We start from the raw sequence: 16,971 nt of genomic DNA, 5'->3' as shown, positions 1-16,971 counted from the left end.
GTTGGTGGCAACTATTCTTGTTTTTGAGCTTCCTGAGTATTGGGCCTGGGCGCGTAATCCGCTGGATCCAGGGTCGAGGGGCGGCCGGGCAAGGAAAGCGCGGCCAGTCTTGGTTCGGTACGCGCCAGCACCTTGCCGTTTTTGATGACGGCAAGACGTGTGGCCTTCATGCGAACAGCTTCAATCGGGTCACGCGCTTGCAGCACAACCATGTTGGCTGGGCCACCTTTGCGAATTGTCGGGTCAGGCAGACCCATGGTCCTGGCACCGTTCTGGGTAACGGATGTGAAAGCCCATTCCATCGCCTCGCGGGATGTCATCGGCACCGCATGCACGCCCATATGGGCCACTTCCAGCATGTCGGCGGACCCAAGAGAATACCATGGATCCATGGTGCAATCCTGCCCGAAGGAAACGTTCACACCTGCTGCACGCAATTCTGGTACGCGTGTCAGGCCACGGCGGCGCGGATAAGTGTCCGAGCGGCCTTGCAGCGTGATATTGATAAGCGGGTTCGGCACGACGTTCATGCCGCTTTCCGCGATCAGCGGAACAAGCTTCGAGGCATAGTAATTGTCGTATGAATGCATCGCGGTGACGTGGCTTGCAGTCACACGACCCCCGAGCCCAAGGCGCGTGGTCTCATAGGCGAGGGTTTCCACATGGCGCGACATCGGATCGTCGCTTTCATCACAGTGCAGGTCCAGCATCAGGTCGCGATCTGCGGCAATCTCGGCCAGCCTCGTGACCGATCGGGCGCCTTCCGACATCGTGCGTTCAAAATGCGGGATGCCGCCCACCACATCGACCCCCATATCGAGCGCCTGGATCAGATTTTTCTCTGCATTTTCTGCGCGGTACAGTCCATCTTGCGGGAATGCCACCAATTGCAGGTCAATATAGGGGGCAACCAGCTTGCGCACTTCCAGCAAAGCTTCGACGCCCACCAACGGAGTTGACGAAACATCCACATGCGAACGGATGGCCAGTAATCCCTGCGACACTGCCAGATCGCAATATCGCATGGCCCGCTCGATCACCGCTTCGGGCGTCAGAAGGGGCTTCAGTTCTCCCCAAAGCGCGATGCCCTCCAAAAGCGTGCCCGAAACATTCATACGTGGCGACCCGAGGCTCAGCGTGGCGTCCATATGGAAGTGCGGGTCGACGAACGGAGGTGAAACCAGGCGGCCCGTTGCATCGATTTCTTCGCGCGCCTCACCCATGATGTCAGCGGCAATTTCCGCAACACGGTCGCCCTTGATCGCAATATCCAACGGTTCGCGGCCATCCGGCAAGATGGCCTTTCTGATGATGATGTCAAACATTCATCCGCCCCCTAATTTGACCACATGGTAAAAGTATTCAAAAAAATTGCTATTTATTTTTACGGTGTTCTGGAATTGGTGCCTGTTTCAGCCTCTCAGCTGCTCATTATCAAAGCCCAACTGATTAAATTTTGGCCGTCTACTGCCCGGGATTTGGGGCACTGGCGGCCCGAGCCAAAAGAGTGCCCAGTTCATCCGCAAGATTGCTTGCTGACGCAAACAAAAGCTCTGGCCCGCCGGCGCACAGCGATATTCGATGACCGGTGCGGCGAACAGGGGCGCCAGCCCACTGAAATAAGCTCAACCAGAGCGTTGTGTGGTGAAGACATTGACAATCCGCCATCTGCACGCGCCGTGTTTCATCTCGACCGGAATTGGTGATACCTCCTTGCACGTCATGACCAATGTCGCACCAACGATCCTTTCCACGGTTTCCAGCCAGTTTATCGATGACTGGCTGACGGCATTGCGCACGCTATGCCCCGAGGCGCAGATGGCATCGCTTCTCGGCCGGTCGGGTTTGGTCGCGGATACGCGTCTCCCTCATGGCCGCGTCACGCTGGATCAAATCGTATGTCTCTATCAACTTGCCGCAGTTGAGACCGGTGATGAGATGATGGGGCTTTGGAGCCGCCCGATCCGGCCGAGAGCTCTGCAACATCTTTTGACGACAGTCCGGGAAGCCACGTCTCTTTCATCGGCACTTTACCGCTTTTCGACCTTCTGGAACTTGTTGCTGGATGACTACCAGTTTGCTCTGGATGACGCCGACAACATGTTGGTGCTTACGCTGAAGCCACGGGGCGCGGCCCAGTTTCAGCGGTTCGGGCACATGCTGATACTCAAACTTGCCCACGGGCTCATGTCTTGGCTGGCGGGGCACGAAGTTCCGGTCAAGGCTGTCGATTTCGTGTTTGAGCGCCCCGACTTTGATCAGGACTACGCGGTCATCTTTCCAGCACCACTACGGTTCGGCCGAGGTGCCACCGCGATTTCGTTCGATCCGAATGCGCTGGGTCCAGTGCAGGCGCGCAGCACAAATGACCTTGACAGGTTTTTGCACAACGCGCCCCGAGACTGGATCTTCACCAGTTCGCGAGAGCACACCCAATCGCTGCGGGTGCGCACCTATCTGGTCCAATCGGGATGGGACGCGGCAACCCTGACCCAGACGGCATCCGCGATGCACATGACCCCCCGCACCCTGATCCGCAGGCTGCATGCGGATGGTACATCGTTTCAGGCCATCAAGGATGCCCTGCGGCGTGATATCGCTATCCGTGATCTTCAGGCGGGGCGCAAAAGCCTTGAAGCCATCGCACATGATGTCGGATTTTCGTCGGCGGCCAATTTCCACCGGGCCTTTCAGCGCTGGACCGGAAGCACGCCGAGCTCATACCGCAGGGTGCAAATGTAGGGTGCCCGATTTGTCACTTTTGGACAATGATCTGTCATTGCACGAGATGGTCCCCAGCGGGCAGGCTCGCTATATCTTTCTGTAGAAAAACGTTCTTATCGGAAGTTTTGCCCTCAAAAACTCATCATCCCGCTCATCCATGGCTTCCCGGTTGTGGCGCCATCTGAGAATGACCGTCGTGAAAGGATCCACCAATGTCAGACAAACTCGACACCATACTCCAAGCCGCACGCGACCACGCCGAGCAGGTGATCCTGCCCAATGTGGATGCCTGGAACGCCGCGAAGAAGTGGCCGCGCGATGCTTCGGACAAGGCCGGGGCCGCTGGTCTGACGGGGCTCTACGCCCCCGAAGAGTTTGGCGGGCAGGCCTTGCCGCTGGCAGAAGCCATACAGGTTTATGAACAACTGGGACGGGGCGATGGCGCATATGCCTTTGCGCTGTCGATGCACAACATCTGTACCTTTGCGGGCTGCGGCTATGGCACGGATGCCTTCAAGGAAAAGTGGGCGCGGGACCTGACATCTGGACGCAAGCTGGCGAACTTTGCACTGACCGAACCACAATCCGGATCGGACGCAACAAACATGTATTCGCGCGCCGTGGTCAATGGCGACGGCACATGGACGATCAGCGGCGCGAAGGCATGGGTCAGCCTGGCGACCGAGGCGGGTATCTATTTCACTGTGGTCAAGACCAGCGACGCACCCGGCCACAAGGACATGGCGATGATCGCCATTCCCGCCGACGCACCGGGCCTCAGTTTTGGGCCGCTTTACGATACCCCGTCCTACAACTTCCTGCCCTTGGCCGAAATGTACATGGACAAGGTCGTGGTCGATGAAACCAACATCATCCTGCCCATTGGTCAGGGTCTTCAGGGCGCGCTCATGGCCATCGACATTGCCCGTGTTTCGATTGCCTCAGGATGTTGTGGATTGATGCAATCCGCGCTGGATACGGCGTTGTCCTATTCCAAGAACCGCAAGATGTTTGGCGGCAGGAACCTTGATCTGGACGGGATTCAGTGGATGCTGGGCGAGGTTGCAACCGACCTTGAAGCCTCAAAGCTTCTCTACCGAAAGGCGGCAGAATCCCTTGGCACGCCCGAAGGCCCCTTGATGGCGGCCCATGCAAAAAGGTTCGTGCCCGATGCTGCCGTGAAGGCTGCGAACACCTGTACGCAGGTCCTGGGTGGTGCGGGTCTGTTGCAGCCCTACGGTCTGGATCGTTTGTCCCGCCTTGCGCAAATGCTGCGGATCGTGGACGGGACGACGGAAATCAGCCGTGTGGTCATCGGGCGGGCCTTGCAAAAACGTGCGGCAACTCTGCCTGATCTGCCGGTACCGAAAGGTTTTGGTGAGACCGACTGAATGTCCCGCACCGGTTCGATCGGCGCCAATCTGAGATTCTGCGCAGACATCAGCAAGATCAAAAGGCCGGCCGCATTATTGCGGCTAGTTGCCTGAATGGTTGACCGTGGTGCTAACTCGCCATGAACAAGGTCGCGCAAAGCGTATGAAGCTTTGCTTTCTGACGGCACTGACATGTGGGACGGTGACCAGCGAAGGGCAGGGGCACGGGGGTTGAGAACATCAAAAATCCCGACCACTCAATCGAGCCCGAAACAAGCCAATCGCGATTGCGGAACATTGCAATCTGACGAACCCGGGATCTGCCAAAGCAGATATGCTCCATTGGGCATTGCAGTATCCCAGTCAATTGGGTCCACCGATATGTTTGGAAAACGAAGGGCTTGAAGGTGCCCACAATCTCTGAAGACGGGCGTATTCACAACACGTATAATGATGATTATGGTAAATTTATTTGGTGCGGGTGGAGGGACTTGAACCCCCACGCCTTGCGGCGCCAGAACCTAAATCTGGTGCGTCTACCAATTTCGCCACACCCGCAACCAAGCGCGTTTGCGCTGGAATGAAGCGGTCAATAACAAAGCTTGCATCGGAGTGCGAGAGGGAAAATTCGAGGAATACAAAGTTTGTGACTTGCCGGGCTGCCTCGTTGAGAATTGCAACCTGTTCCGGTCTTGTTGATACCGCAAGCAACACAACGGCCGAGAAACCAGAGGCATCTGACTCCCACCTTCAACCAGTTTGAGAGTACCTATATGAAGCTGCTTTACGGCTTTTGGTTCACATGTTGACGCCTGGTACAATCAAGTCGTCAAAAAACGCGCTAACGTTGAATAGACGCCAACACTTCAAGTCGGAACTTGTGGCGCCAGACTTGGTGGAGAATCAAGGCACAACGGGCCAGAGTTGATGCAGTCTGACCCGCAAAACTGCCTCAGACTGTGCTGCTGGAACTGCCTGGGCATTTGGTTCCATCCTCCAGATCCGGTGTTTTCAGAAAAGCAGCGAAACATAAATAATTGTTTTTATTCAGAAGTATGAAGCCAAAAGGTTTTCGACCCTCAAATCATTCGAATGCACCGGAAAAGACGTCACCTCTGCCCCAATTGACTGCGCCGACTATGCATGCATACAAGCTTGCCGGACGTTTCTCGGTCTGATCTGCCGCATCGAAATACTCGCATCGGTTGAGGCATTCTTATGAGAGATCGACCACATTGCCGCCACAATTCAACCGCTAAAAAATCTTATTCGCGCCAAAATAACACCGCCTTGAAGGTACTTGTTGTTTATCAGGAGTTAATGAGTCTTTTTGCCACTTTGGCGCCGGTACGAGTTTTTTTGCTCAACTCCAATACAAGGCTTTCTGCTGTGACCGATTTGAATCCCTCCGCTGCCGCCGAGCAAGAAGCTGTCTTCTTCGCTCGTGAGAGTTTCCTTGGTGAGCTCAAGACTCTGAATCGCGACCACCCGACCACAGGCTTTGGCATTTCCCTTCGAACGCATTCGGGTGAACATTATCTGCTTGCGAACGCCCGCATGCCGTTACCCGCCGCAAAATCCGAAGGTTTCCCGACCGGGCGCCGCGTTGCATGCCTCGAGAACGGCGACCGCTTCAGCTCGATCGAAGTTCTGGCCGATTCCAAATCGTACGAGACCATTTCACCTCGGGCCGAGGCCGAAATACTGGGCAATGCATTGGACCTGATCGCGCGGATCGACACTCTGACAAGCGTTCCGGCAGGGCGTGTTGCGCATGCGCCCCAAATTGTTGCAACGGGAACCGGAGGTTAGGTATGGCGCGCAACGATCACCTTTTGTCTGTAGGCAACGAAGCACTGGCACCGATGACGGCGACCATGGCTTCACTGACGGCTCAGATTGATCAACTGACTGAGGTGGCTGATGCGCGCTCCTCGGCACGGCTGGCGACCCTCAAGACCCGGATGGAAAATTTTACCGCCAGCGTCACGATGGTGGGCCAGGTCAAGGCCGGAAAATCCTCGATCGTCAATATTCTTGCCGGGCGCCCTGGCCTGCTTCCGTCAGACGTCAACCCGTGGACGTCGGTGGTTACGACCCTGAACATCAACACGCGCCCGCCCGGTGATACAAAGGCCAAGTTCACGTTTTTCGAGCAGGAAGAATGGGACAACCTGATGGTCGGCGGCGGTCGTCTCGGTGAATTGGCCAATCGCGCCGGCGCAGATGACGAGATGGAAGACATCCGCCGCCAGATCGCCGAGATGAAGGCCAAGTCAGAGGAACGTCTTGGCAAACATTTCGACCTGATCCTGGGCCAAAGTCATCAGTATGATCATTTCGATGAGGAACTGATTCAGCGCTATGTCTGCCTGGGCGATGAAGATGATCCCGATATTGATCCAAAAACGGGCCGGTTTGCTGATGTTACCAAATCAGCCGAGCTGTATATGGACATTCCGCAATACCCCATCGCGCTGAAAGTGTGCGACACACCCGGTGTGAACGATACGTTCATGGTGCGTGAACAAATCACTCTGCGCAGCCTGCGCGGATCCGAAGTCTGCGTTGTGGTGTTGGCGGCAAGCCAAGCCCTGACGACCATGGACATGGCTCTGATGCGCATTATCGCGCAGTTCGAGAACCGGCAGATCATCCTGTTCGTCAACCGGATCGACGAGCTGTCCGATCCCGTGAACCAGGTTCCAGAGATCCGTGACCGCATTCAGGACACGCTGAAACAAAACAATATCGACACGAATACCAGCGTCGTGTTTGGCAGCGCATTATGGGCCGAAGCGGCGTTGACCGGGAACCCGGATATTCTGACAGAAGAGTCGCGCCAGGCTTTGAACACGTTCTACCTGGCCGCCGGCTTCGGTGATCAGGCGGCCTCGCTCGACAAAATCTGGGCGCTGTCCGGTCTGCCCGATCTGCTGCTGGCCATGAATGAGCGCATTGCAGAAGGTGCCGGAGCGCGCCTGATGGACCGCGTCCGCCATCGGGCGCGTAACATTGCCAGTCAGATCCGCGCGACCGCGGTTGCCAAGAATCTGTCCGATTGCGAAGGCGTTGCACGGGATCTCGACGGCGTATCGCCCGAAGAGGCGATAAACACGGTTTCAGCCGAATACGAAAAGAAAGCCGCCCAGTTGACAAATGCGCTGCGCGACAAAGTGTTGGAGCGTCTGAAGTCAGCCGAGGACAATTTCGTCAAACGCGCAACGGACTCTCTGATCGCGCATCTTGAAAAAAATGGCGAACAAGGCACATGGCAATACGATCCCGCGGGTTTGCGGACGTTGCAAAAGGCTGCCTATTTCAGTTTCGCCCGCGCCATGCGAAAGGATGCAGGGGCGTTGTACGCAACCGCTGCTGCGGACGTCGAAGCGCTTTATCATAAGATACTCGGCAACCATCTGGGCGAATTCAGCATCGAAGCGCCCATTGTTCCCCGTGTTCCGCCGCCTCTCGGCATCGGCCGGACGATCGCACTGGACTTGCAAAGCACCTGGTGGCGACGTTGGTGGCAACGCCGAAAGGGGTTTGAGGCATATGCGGCGGATTACACGCGGTTGATCGCGTCCGAGGCAAACTCGATCACCAAGGATATCGAGGAAAACCAGATCGCGGCGGTTCTGGAAAACGTCCGTGCGATCCTGACGGATTTCCTGCGCGAGCAGAAGGAAACACTGCTGAGCATCTCGTCTTCTGCCGACAAGAACCCGGGTCAGACTGCGGCGGCGATGGCGGGCTTGCAGCCACAGAAATCCAAGGACGAGATTCTGGGTGACATACTGAAAGATCTAAGCAACGAAGCGGCATAAGTAAAAAAATGGCAAAAGATACACAAACACGCTTTGTTTCTCCGAAGGCATGGGAACGCATCGAGCAGTGGTCCCGTCGCAAACCGGTTTTCGCCCTGATGGGCGAGTTCAGCGCCGGTAAATCCACGTTGATGAACTTTTTGCTGCGAACGCAGACCTTGCCGACGCAGGTGACGGCAACCCAGTTGCCACCGGTCTGGTTTAGCTGGGGCAATCAAGCGCCCTATATCAAACGCCATGACGGAAGCACTGAACTGATCGAGCTGGATCAGCTTGAAACCGTTGGCGTCAATGACGCACAGTTCATCCGCATCTTCCTTGAGGCCGATATTCTGGAGGCTGTCGACCTGATCGACACACCCGGCATTTCGGACCCCAAGATCTCGACGGATGTGTGGCAACGCGCGGTGGGTCAGGCAAACGGCGTTTTGTGGTGTACCCACGCGACACAAGCCTGGCGCGAAACCGAACGCGCGACATGGGTTTCCCTACCCGAGAGGTTGCAACACAACTCTTTGCTTTTGGTGACGCGGGCAGATGCCCTGAGCCTCAAAGACCGTCAAAAAGTACTGCGCCGCGTTAACCGCGAAGCTGGTCACCTGTTCAATCGGTCCATTCTGTTCTCGGCCCGCGACGCAATCACTGCCCGTGACAAGACAGGCGATGCCGAGATGTGGTCGCGCAGCGGCGGAGGCAAGATGATCGACAGTTTCCTGGAGATCACAGAACAGATTATGGACAACCGCGCCGATCAGCTGGCTCGATACCAGATCGACAAGAGCCAGGCCGACGCACCCAAAGTCAAACCATTGCGCCCTGCCCGTTCATCAAGCGAGCCGACAGCCAAAGACGAAGCCACACCCTTGAGGTTGGTGAACCCCTTGGAGGCCGCCGGGCAATCGAACGCTGAAGGCGCTACAGTTGTAACCAGCTTTCCGGTACGGCCTGCCCGGGTCGAGCGGCGCTCGGATGAGGCCGAGCGGGTTCGGATCGATGCGGAAGAGGCTGAACGGCTGCGCGCAGAGATGACGGCAGAGCCGGTTCCGCTGCCCGTTGAACCCGACACAAGCGATGATCTGCGTTCCTTTTTCAAGGACACCTCGAACGACCCGCTGGAATTGACGAATGTCGCGGGCCTTGAGGATGACGAAGACGAATTCGATCTGTCCGTTGACGCCAATCTGGAGGACGCATTGGATGACGACACGGGCGCTCTGGATGATGCTGAAATCAGCCCCGCGCCTCTTGCGGCTGTTGACAATTCCGATGATGTGCTTGCCTCGCTGAACACTTCGATGCAAGAGACCCCGATCGTGCCGGATGGCGAAGAAGAGGAATCCGAGCATGCCGATTTGGCTGAAGATCGCGGCATAGAAGTTTCTGTATCCTCGATTACGGCATTGATGGCCGCGCAAACCGGCAACACTGCGGATGAGTATGAGCCGGAACCCGAAACCAGCGGTTTGATCGAAGCGGCCACCACCGAACAGGTTGACGCAGTTGAAAGAAGCGTTGCCACGCTGAGTGGCCTGCCCGAAGTTGCGGTCGGATCGCCTCTCAGCGCGTCGGATATGTGGCAGGAGGTTTCGAGAAATGAAGACCTGCCGCAAGATGCAGAAGGGCTGAAGAATGTATTCAAGGCCTTTCTGGCCGAGTTTGATCAGATCGCCATTGAACACAACGAAAGGCAAACCAAAGAGGCACTTCGATCCATTCCGAAAGCCAAAGAAAATAGCGGCGCTGAATGGCATGTGTTGTAAGGGTATCCGAATCGAGCTAGTGAGAAACTCATAAATGAAAACAATGGATTAGATGTCTATTCAAACCGCACTGAACTCCGCCATGGAAACGATACCCGACTGTATAGCAGCCGGGTATATCGACATGGAGACAGGGATGCTTTTGGGCAGCTCTGTTTCAGATCCCGACTGCGCGGATTCGTTGGATGTTTTGGCGGTGGCTGTGGCCAATCTGTTTCAGGGGCGCGGAGTTGCAGCCTTTGAAGCGCTCTTGCGTCAGGCTGGCAGTGCAGACGAAGAAAACGCTGGCTTTGGGGAAGTCGCCGTTTTTTCCAAGGACAGGCTAAACATCTTTCTGCGGACCAAGGAATATCCTGATCATGTGGTCTGCTATATCTGTCGCAACAGTGCGAATGTCGGACTGGCGCTTACCAAATCACATCTCAGTCTGGGGCCGGTTGCGGCTACGGTTTGAACGGGACCAGAGGGGGTCACGGCATGATGGACACGGACATTCTCGACCTGCTTGAAGATATCAGGCGGACCTCGGTCGCACGGCTGTCTCCGACCGTGAGGATCGCAGGAGAAACAGCGACCGCGCGCCGTTCAGCGGTATTGCGGGCAATCCGTGGCACAGTATTGCCGCGCCGGTTGGAATTTACTGCCACAAACGGGGATTGTCTGGCAATCGAGGTGAACAGCTCCCGGATCACCGATGTTTTCAAGGTACCGGCAGGTGAGATTCCGGACTTTGAAACGGAATCACGCGCCGAATTGATTAATAAGCTGGCTGGATTGGTGTCGGAGATCTCCGCATCGCCTGCTCCGCTTGAGTTGACGTCGGGCAGACCGGACACAGCGCTTGAAGTGGATGAGGTAGGTATCACCTTCAGCGAAATCGAGAAAGCCTGCGCCGCCATCGAGCTTCCGTCCGAGCCAATTGTTTCCGTCGTCCCGAGTGCTGAGAAACCTGTTGATGACTCTCTGCCCGCCGAGGCAACACCCGATGCAGCGGAAACACTTGCCCAACGTTTTTTTGAAGCGTCGAGCCGCTTCGCTTCGGGTCGTGTGTTTGTGGACAGTTCGGACGAAGCCGCACCCCTTTTGGAAGGCGTTTGCAAGCCATCTGAGCCGATGCATCCCGACCAGGACACGCTGGCCCGTTTTGTGGCTGATCTTGCCGGCTGGGATGGTGACTCTCAGCAAGAGAGTGAAGACCCGCAGTTGATTGTCATGCGGCCATCGGGCGGGAAAGGGGCCGGTCTGGCCGTTTTGAGTGACGGTGGTCAGATCGCGGTCGCCATCCACGAAGCCCGCAAACTGGGGGCGGTCGTCAACCTGTGGACCTCTTTGCAGGAGGACGAAAAATGATTGCCTCCGTTGAATTCAAATTTTCGACTACTTCAATCTGTTTTTTATTGTAACCAGGGTAATGAGTAATGAGTGAAACAAATCGCCGCGAACTTATTCGCATAGCAGAAGAAATGAACGGGGCAACCAATGATGAAACGCGCCAGTTCATTTCGCGCATCATTGGTGATCTTAGCAATCTGAAACCGTCAATTGCGTTTGTCGGGCAAATCAAGGCTGGAAAATCGCGTCTGATCAACGGCTTCACCGGTCAGGCCGAGTATTTGCCTTCGGATGTAAACCCCTGGACAACTGTTATCACCGATATGCATTTCGGGCACCCGTCCGGCAGGACCCAAGGTGCCGAATTCCATTTCTTCGACAATTACCAATGGCAATCGCTGATCGCCGAAGGTGAAGAACTGCGCAACATGTTTCCCGATGACGAGGACAGCTATAAGCGCGAGATGATCGAAGAACAGGTCGAGGCCATGAAGGTCCGGGCGCGTCGACGTCTGGGTGACAGCTATGAACAACTGCTGGGGCAACAGCACGATCTGGACGAACTGACGTCAGATGACCTCGCCAGATATGTCTGTGCCGGGGATGATCCGTCCGAAGACGGGGCTTTGGATCCGGGCAGTGATCGCGGGCTTTACAGCGACATCACCCGCAAGGCCGAGGTCTATTTTGACCTGGGCCATTTTCCGTTTCCGCTGACGGTCACCGACACGCCCGGCGTGAATGACCCCCTGCTGATCCGCGAAGAAATTTCACGACAGTATCTGAAGGAATCCGATTTCTTTGTGGTGGTTCTGTCCGCGCATCAGGCATTGTCGCGCGCGGATCTGAAATTGTTCCGGTTGATGCAAGCGCTGGAACTTGGGCAGATCGTCGTCTTCATCAACCGTGTGGACGAATTGGGCGGCGGCGCCGAAGACGCGGCCAAGGTTCGTCTGGATGTACTGGACGGGTTGGAAAAGGCGCTCGGCAACTCGAACATCGATGTCCTGATGGGCAGTGCGCAATGGGCGCATTATGCTCTGACCGGCGATGAAACCGGAGTGAACCACGACCACGTTCTGGCATGGCTGCGCGCTCACCCGGAACAGATGCAGCAATACCTCAACGGTGTGGCCGAGATCAAACAAGGCCCGGGACCGATCAGCCGCGAAGCGGTTCTGCGCTTTGCCGCAATGATCGCGTCGGGCCTGCCCGATCTGCGTCGTCATGTCACTCAGGCTTTGACGGACGGACCGATCAACGAACAGTTGCGGATGGCCTGGCAACATCTCGACAGCTTCGCACGCGGGGAGCTTGAGCGCTCTCAGGTTCGTTTGCGGGCGCTGCAAGATGAAGACGGCTCGGATGTTCGAAATGCCGATGAAAGCGACAAGACACTTGGCGACCTACGCAAGCTGATTGCTGAAAAAACGCAGGAGATCACGCGTGACATGGATGATGTCCTGTCGAATCTGCGCGGGGTCATGGATGACACTGTCTCGGAATCGGTGGCTATCGTTGTGCGCGGGCCGGACGGCCAGTCGCCTTTGCTGGCAAAAGGCGGAGAGACCGAGCTCAATTTTACGCCATTGCGCGAGCGTATGCGTGAACTGGTACAAGGGGCGTCGCAAGTTGTTCGGCAGCGCATGCTCAGCGAGCTTTACGCGATCGACATGCATTGCAATGCCGCCTTGCGGGCATTGCCGGGATGGCAAGAACCGGTCGACAATCGCATGAACACCAGTGCTGTACGTTGGTTCCGGCCTGACACCACCGCCCTGACCCGTGGCATTACCGTTGAATTGCGTGTAAACTGGCTGTCGCGTCTGATCTCGCGCAACAGCGTTGTGGCGCGTGCAGAACGGCTGATCGTGCAGGAATTCGAGCTGATCGGGGATGACCTGATCGACACGACCCGCGACGATCTGTTGGAACGGCTGAATACGGTTCTGGACCACTATATGGCCCTTCTGGCCGGTCATCTCGAACACCGTTCCAACTCAGGAGAGCTGAACGCCCAGGCGGAAGCGCAAGGTGCATTCGACAAAGCGCGTCGCATTGCAGCTGAGCTGGAGACGGTTTTTGGAACACCCGATGCGGATGAAAGACAAGCAGAGGCTGCGGAATGATTGAATTTCCCGGAACTGAAAAGGAAGTACGCCAATTGGAGCGCTTCCTGACCGCAACTGAAAACCTGACGCCTGACGAGGCGTTGGAGGATATGCGTGCGCGGGCTCTGTCCCACGCTGAACGTCTGTCAAACGCGGTCAATATCGGTTTCGCCGGGGAATTCGGCGCAGGCAAGTCAAGTCTGGCGAACATGCTGGCTGGCGCGGACATTCTGCCAACCGGCCCGCAGCATCTGAAATTGCCGCTGGTGATCGTCGCCTACGCGGATGCGCCCGAAACGACTGTCGGTTGGTGGAACAGAGAACCAAAGACCTATTCCGGCATAGTGCTGGAAAAAGCGGCCGAGGAACAGCCCGATTTCATATCGGTCGGCATCAATACACCGGCTCTCAAGGAAATATCACTGTTTGATCTTCCGGGCTCGGGTGCTCTGGATGATACCTACAAGCCGACTTTGGATCTGCTGAAATTCGTCGATTGTGCCATCTGGTGCACAAATGGAACCAATGCCTGGCGCGAGACCGAGCGCCACTTGTGGTCTCAGGTACCCCCCGAACTGAGGGCCAACAGCCTGCTTGCCGTAACACATGCCGATCTGCCACCTGTGCAGGGTGCCCTGGACCGCGTCCTTGCGCGCCTGAACAAAGAAAAAGAAGGAATGTTCCGCGCCGTTGTCCCAATTGGTACGCCGGTCGCCGTGCGTGCCATGGCGCAAGAGCCCGAGCCCGACTTTGCGCTTTGGGAAACCTGCGGCGGGCAGAACCTTGCGGAACACGTGCTGGAAGCGGCATCCGACCGGCGCCGTGGCGATCTCGAGGCTGCGCGGAAAGATTTGCAGCAGGACTTCCTGCCCTATCTTGAGGCGCTGAAGGGCGCAGAGCCAGAGCCTGTTTCGAATGACACCACATCGATGCAGTCAACGCTTGGGTCTGCCCTGCCCCCGTTGAACAACCCCATTCTCGAGGACTGGCTGGCCGCAATAGCAAGCATCTATGAAGATCTACGTGAAACCTCTGACATCGAACCGGCCGCGTTTCTGAGCAGCTGTCAGGAGATCGTCGAAGATTTTGCGGAACGGCTGGAACAAGGTGGCGAAATCGACCCCGAAGCTGATTGGATTCCCGCAGAATTTGAAAAGGCGACAGATTTGCTTTTGTTGCTGCAATTCGAAAGCGGGGACGCACCATTGAAGGACGCAATCAGCATTCTGGCGCAGCTGGGCGACAACCTTGCCTGGGCTGGCAGCACGGTCGCAGCGGCGCAACCGAAAACCGGAACCTGACGCTTTCCCGTCAAGATTGAGCTGCATTGCAGCGATTCGAAGGGCCGAGGAATCGGCCCTTTATTGTTTCGAATTCGTGGACCAACACGCTTGATTTCGGGTTTAAGTTTTCAATCAGCCCATACTCATTGTCAATATATAGATCCGAATATACCATTAGGCACAACATATGCCATCATGCGAAAAACGATCCATAGTGAAGCCATCAGGCGGCCCCAATAAAGTCAAATTTGAAACGTCTAACCGTTCTCAAGTGTCCTGCGGTTGTTTTTGGTTGTGAGTTCGTGGGCTGTCGGCCCGGTTTTTCTAAGCCGCAAAATGAATAGAACGGGCGGATTGAAATGAGCCACAACCAGGCTGTCGGCGCGACGCACGACGAACCGAAAATTGAAGGATTGCAGCCAGGCGCAAAGCTGTTGCGCGGGCAGTATGAAATCCTCCGCTATCTCAGCAACGGCGGGTTTGGGATCACTTACCTGGCGCGCGACAGCCTGGAGCGCGACGTCGTGATCAAAGAGTGCTTCCCCGGAGCGCTGTGCCGCCGCAACGGTGATCTGGTCGAACCAAACGACCCGTCCTTCAAGGACGACCTGCGCTCGATCATTGACCTCTTTATTCAGGAGGCACGCAATCATGCGCGTCTGGTACATCCCAATATCGTAGATGTGCATCAGGTGTTCGAAGACAATGACACCGCATATATCGCAATGGACCTCATCCGTGGGTGCGACCTGCTGGATTACGTGGAAAACCCGGAAAATGACGGCGGCCCTGATTTCATCGTTCAGGTCACCGAAAAAATGTTGTCCGCGGTTTCTTTCATTCACCAGAGCGGCATGTTGCATCGGGACATTTCGCCAGACAACATTCTGATTGATGAGAACGGAGACCCCGTCCTGATCGATTTTGGCGCCGCACGCGAGCAAGCGGCGAACAAATCGGCAGCATTGCTGACCCTGCGCGTCATCAAGGATGGATACTCTCCGCACGAATTCTATGTGCGGGGCGCGGATCAAGGGCCCAGCAGCGACCTATATGTTCTGGCCGCCACGCTTTATCACGCAATCAGCGGTGAACGCCCCATCGACGGCCAGAGCCGCCTGAACGCGTTCAACAACGGGCAGGATGACCCCTACACGCCATTGACCGGTCGTTTCGAAGGATACCCAGACGGGTTCCTCGAGGCGATTGACAAGGCGATGGAAGTTCACGCCACGGATCGTCTTCAATCTGCATTGGATTGGTTGCGCATGTTCCGCGGCCCCGGCGTCATGTTCGACACATTCGCCTATCGGCCCGTGTCCGTGATTGTCGGAATGGATCGCAAAGATAAAGAGGAAGAAAAGGCCCGGATCAAGGCCGAAAGCGAGAACGCCGAAGCCGTAGTTACGGCCCTGCTGGCCGGAAACTCGGACATCGTTCTTGGCAACGAAGACAAAAAAGATGTCGATCTTACCAAAATCTCTAAGAAAGAGGAAACCCCGGTCGCTGTCGATACAGTGGTTCAGAGCGGGTCCGGCGGCAGCGGCAAGCTGATTGCAGGCGCGGCTGTTGTTGCAGTTGCGTTGGCCGCGGGTGGTTTCTTTGTGATGTCCGGCGACAAGACGGAAGACCAGGCAGAAACACCGGTCGCGCAGCCCGCGGCAGACATACAATCCGCCGAGACAGAGGCGCCCGTCACAGATCCTTCTGTCACAGAGGCCACCGATCCAGAACCCGAAGTGGCCATCGCACCCGAACCCAAGCCGGAAGAGCCTGTCGAGCAGGCACAACCAGTACCTGCGGAGCCAGCTGCCACAGAAACAGCCTCCGCAGACACTGAACGTTCCGAAGTTCCGGCACAGTCGGAAGAAGCGACTGATATTGCAGCAGTGTCTGAGATCGAGACACCTGCAACTGATGCAATTGCCAACGCCGGTGTTCCGGCGGAACAGCAGGTGGCGTTTGCGCATTGGGATGTCGATATCCCCTTCCAGACATCCCGCCGCCGCGGCTCGACCGGAGCCACCATTGCAGTTACGGGGGTGGACGCCAATCAGGACATGAGCGTGATCGGCGATTGGGTACAGCGTGGCGCTGTCATCTATACCCTGAATGGCAGCCCAGTCCGTCAGGATGTTCCTTTTGCGGCGCAGGTTCTGGATAACCTGAAGGTTGACGCCGATGGGTACACAAGGGTTGCTGCCCGCTATCGCCCGCTGGGTCAGACCCGGGCGCAAAATGGTCTGTTGGCCCTTCCCGCCATACGATCCGTTGGTTTGGAAAATGGTTACACCTTTACCGTTAGCGCCGAAGGCAATAGCGGATGGCAAACCACGGTGAACGCAGTTCCGGCTGACGCGGCAGGAAGCCTGCAAAAAGACGATGTCCTGCTGAATGAAAGCCATTCCGGCATCACATTTGACGGCTCGGAAAGCCTTGATGAGATGCTGGCCGCACTCGTTTCAAGCGAGCAGCCTGAGGCAAATCTGACAGTGTTGCGCAATGGGGCCGAGACGGCCGCAATCATGCAGCTTGCACAGGAGTAATCTGACCGGTTCAAA

At 56.4% G+C, this 16,971-nt stretch carries 12 protein-coding genes and 1 tRNA gene; 11 read left to right on the top strand and 2 right to left on the bottom strand.

What is annotated here, in order from left to right; genetic code table 11:
• Positions 1 to 11: 11 nt before the first annotated feature.
• Positions 12 to 1,325: an amidohydrolase family protein gene (locus tag GOW56_RS04755; RefSeq protein WP_171205138.1), complete on the bottom strand. Its 1,314-nt coding sequence runs from the start codon at positions 1,323 to 1,325 to the stop codon at positions 12 to 14.
• A gap of 24 nt (positions 1,326 to 1,349) precedes the next feature.
• Here GOW56_RS04755 and GOW56_RS04750 point away from each other — a divergent pair, with 24 nt between their 5' ends.
• From GOW56_RS04750 to GOW56_RS04740, 3 genes are all read left to right on the top strand, one after another.
• Entirely contained in the window at positions 1,350 to 1,706 is a 357-nt protein-coding gene (locus tag GOW56_RS04750; RefSeq protein WP_171119286.1) for a hypothetical protein, read from the top strand.
• A gap of 16 nt (positions 1,707 to 1,722) precedes the next feature.
• Complete coding sequence (locus GOW56_RS04745) at positions 1,723 to 2,742, top strand: AraC family transcriptional regulator (protein WP_171205137.1); 1,020 nt, start codon at positions 1,723 to 1,725, stop codon at positions 2,740 to 2,742.
• 194 nt (positions 2,743 to 2,936) lie between these two features.
• Positions 2,937 to 4,115, top strand: coding sequence for an acyl-CoA dehydrogenase family protein (locus GOW56_RS04740; protein ID WP_171205136.1), 1,179 nt, complete (start codon positions 2,937 to 2,939; stop codon positions 4,113 to 4,115).
• 455 nt (positions 4,116 to 4,570) lie between these two features.
• Here the strand turns inward: GOW56_RS04740 and GOW56_RS04735 are convergent.
• Positions 4,571 to 4,655: transfer RNA gene (locus GOW56_RS04735), tRNA-Leu, on the bottom strand.
• A gap of 660 nt (positions 4,656 to 5,315) precedes the next feature.
• Between GOW56_RS04735 and GOW56_RS04730 the strand changes: the two genes are divergently transcribed.
• The 8 genes from GOW56_RS04730 to GOW56_RS04695 all read left to right on the top strand — a co-directional run bounded on the left by GOW56_RS04730 (position 5,316) and on the right by GOW56_RS04695 (position 16,956).
• Entirely contained in the window at positions 5,316 to 5,909 is a 594-nt protein-coding gene (locus GOW56_RS04730) for a hypothetical protein (protein WP_254447158.1), read from the top strand.
• Positions 5,910 to 5,911: 2 nt separating this feature from the next.
• A complete protein-coding gene (locus tag GOW56_RS04725) occupies positions 5,912 to 7,924 on the top strand; it encodes a dynamin family protein (protein ID WP_171205135.1) in 2,013 nt (670 codons plus the stop codon).
• A gap of 8 nt (positions 7,925 to 7,932) precedes the next feature.
• Positions 7,933 to 9,684 carry a dynamin family protein gene (locus GOW56_RS04720; protein ID WP_171205134.1) on the top strand — a complete coding sequence of 584 codons (1,752 nt, stop codon included), beginning with the start codon at positions 7,933 to 7,935 and terminating at the stop codon, positions 9,682 to 9,684.
• Positions 9,685 to 9,736: 52 nt separating this feature from the next.
• Positions 9,737 to 10,138 (top strand): hypothetical protein, encoded by a 402-nt coding sequence (locus GOW56_RS04715; RefSeq protein ID WP_171205133.1) that lies wholly within the window; start codon positions 9,737 to 9,739, stop codon positions 10,136 to 10,138.
• 23 nt (positions 10,139 to 10,161) lie between these two features.
• Positions 10,162 to 11,034 (top strand): hypothetical protein, encoded by an 873-nt coding sequence (locus GOW56_RS04710; protein ID WP_171205132.1) that lies wholly within the window; start codon positions 10,162 to 10,164, stop codon positions 11,032 to 11,034.
• A 68-nt stretch (positions 11,035 to 11,102) separates the two neighbouring features.
• Positions 11,103 to 13,145: a dynamin family protein gene (locus GOW56_RS04705; protein WP_171205131.1), complete on the top strand. Its 2,043-nt coding sequence runs from the start codon at positions 11,103 to 11,105 to the stop codon at positions 13,143 to 13,145.
• Positions 13,142 to 14,428, top strand: a complete 1,287-nt coding sequence (locus GOW56_RS04700; RefSeq protein WP_171205130.1) for a dynamin family protein — start codon at positions 13,142 to 13,144, stop codon at positions 14,426 to 14,428. The genes GOW56_RS04705 and GOW56_RS04700 overlap by 4 nt, the downstream gene beginning before the upstream one ends.
• Before the next feature lie 341 nt (positions 14,429 to 14,769).
• A complete protein-coding gene (locus GOW56_RS04695) occupies positions 14,770 to 16,956 on the top strand; it encodes a serine/threonine-protein kinase (RefSeq protein WP_171205129.1) in 2,187 nt (728 codons plus the stop codon).
• The last annotated feature ends 15 nt before the right edge of the window (positions 16,957 to 16,971 follow it).

The sequence above is a fragment of the Ruegeria sp. HKCCA0235A genome, assembly GCF_013033235.1.
In the GTDB taxonomy this organism is placed as follows: Bacteria; Pseudomonadota; Alphaproteobacteria; order Rhodobacterales; family Rhodobacteraceae; genus Ruegeria.
The sequence above is the reverse complement of the archived record's forward strand: the minus strand, read 5'-3'. Positions and strand labels throughout refer to the sequence as shown.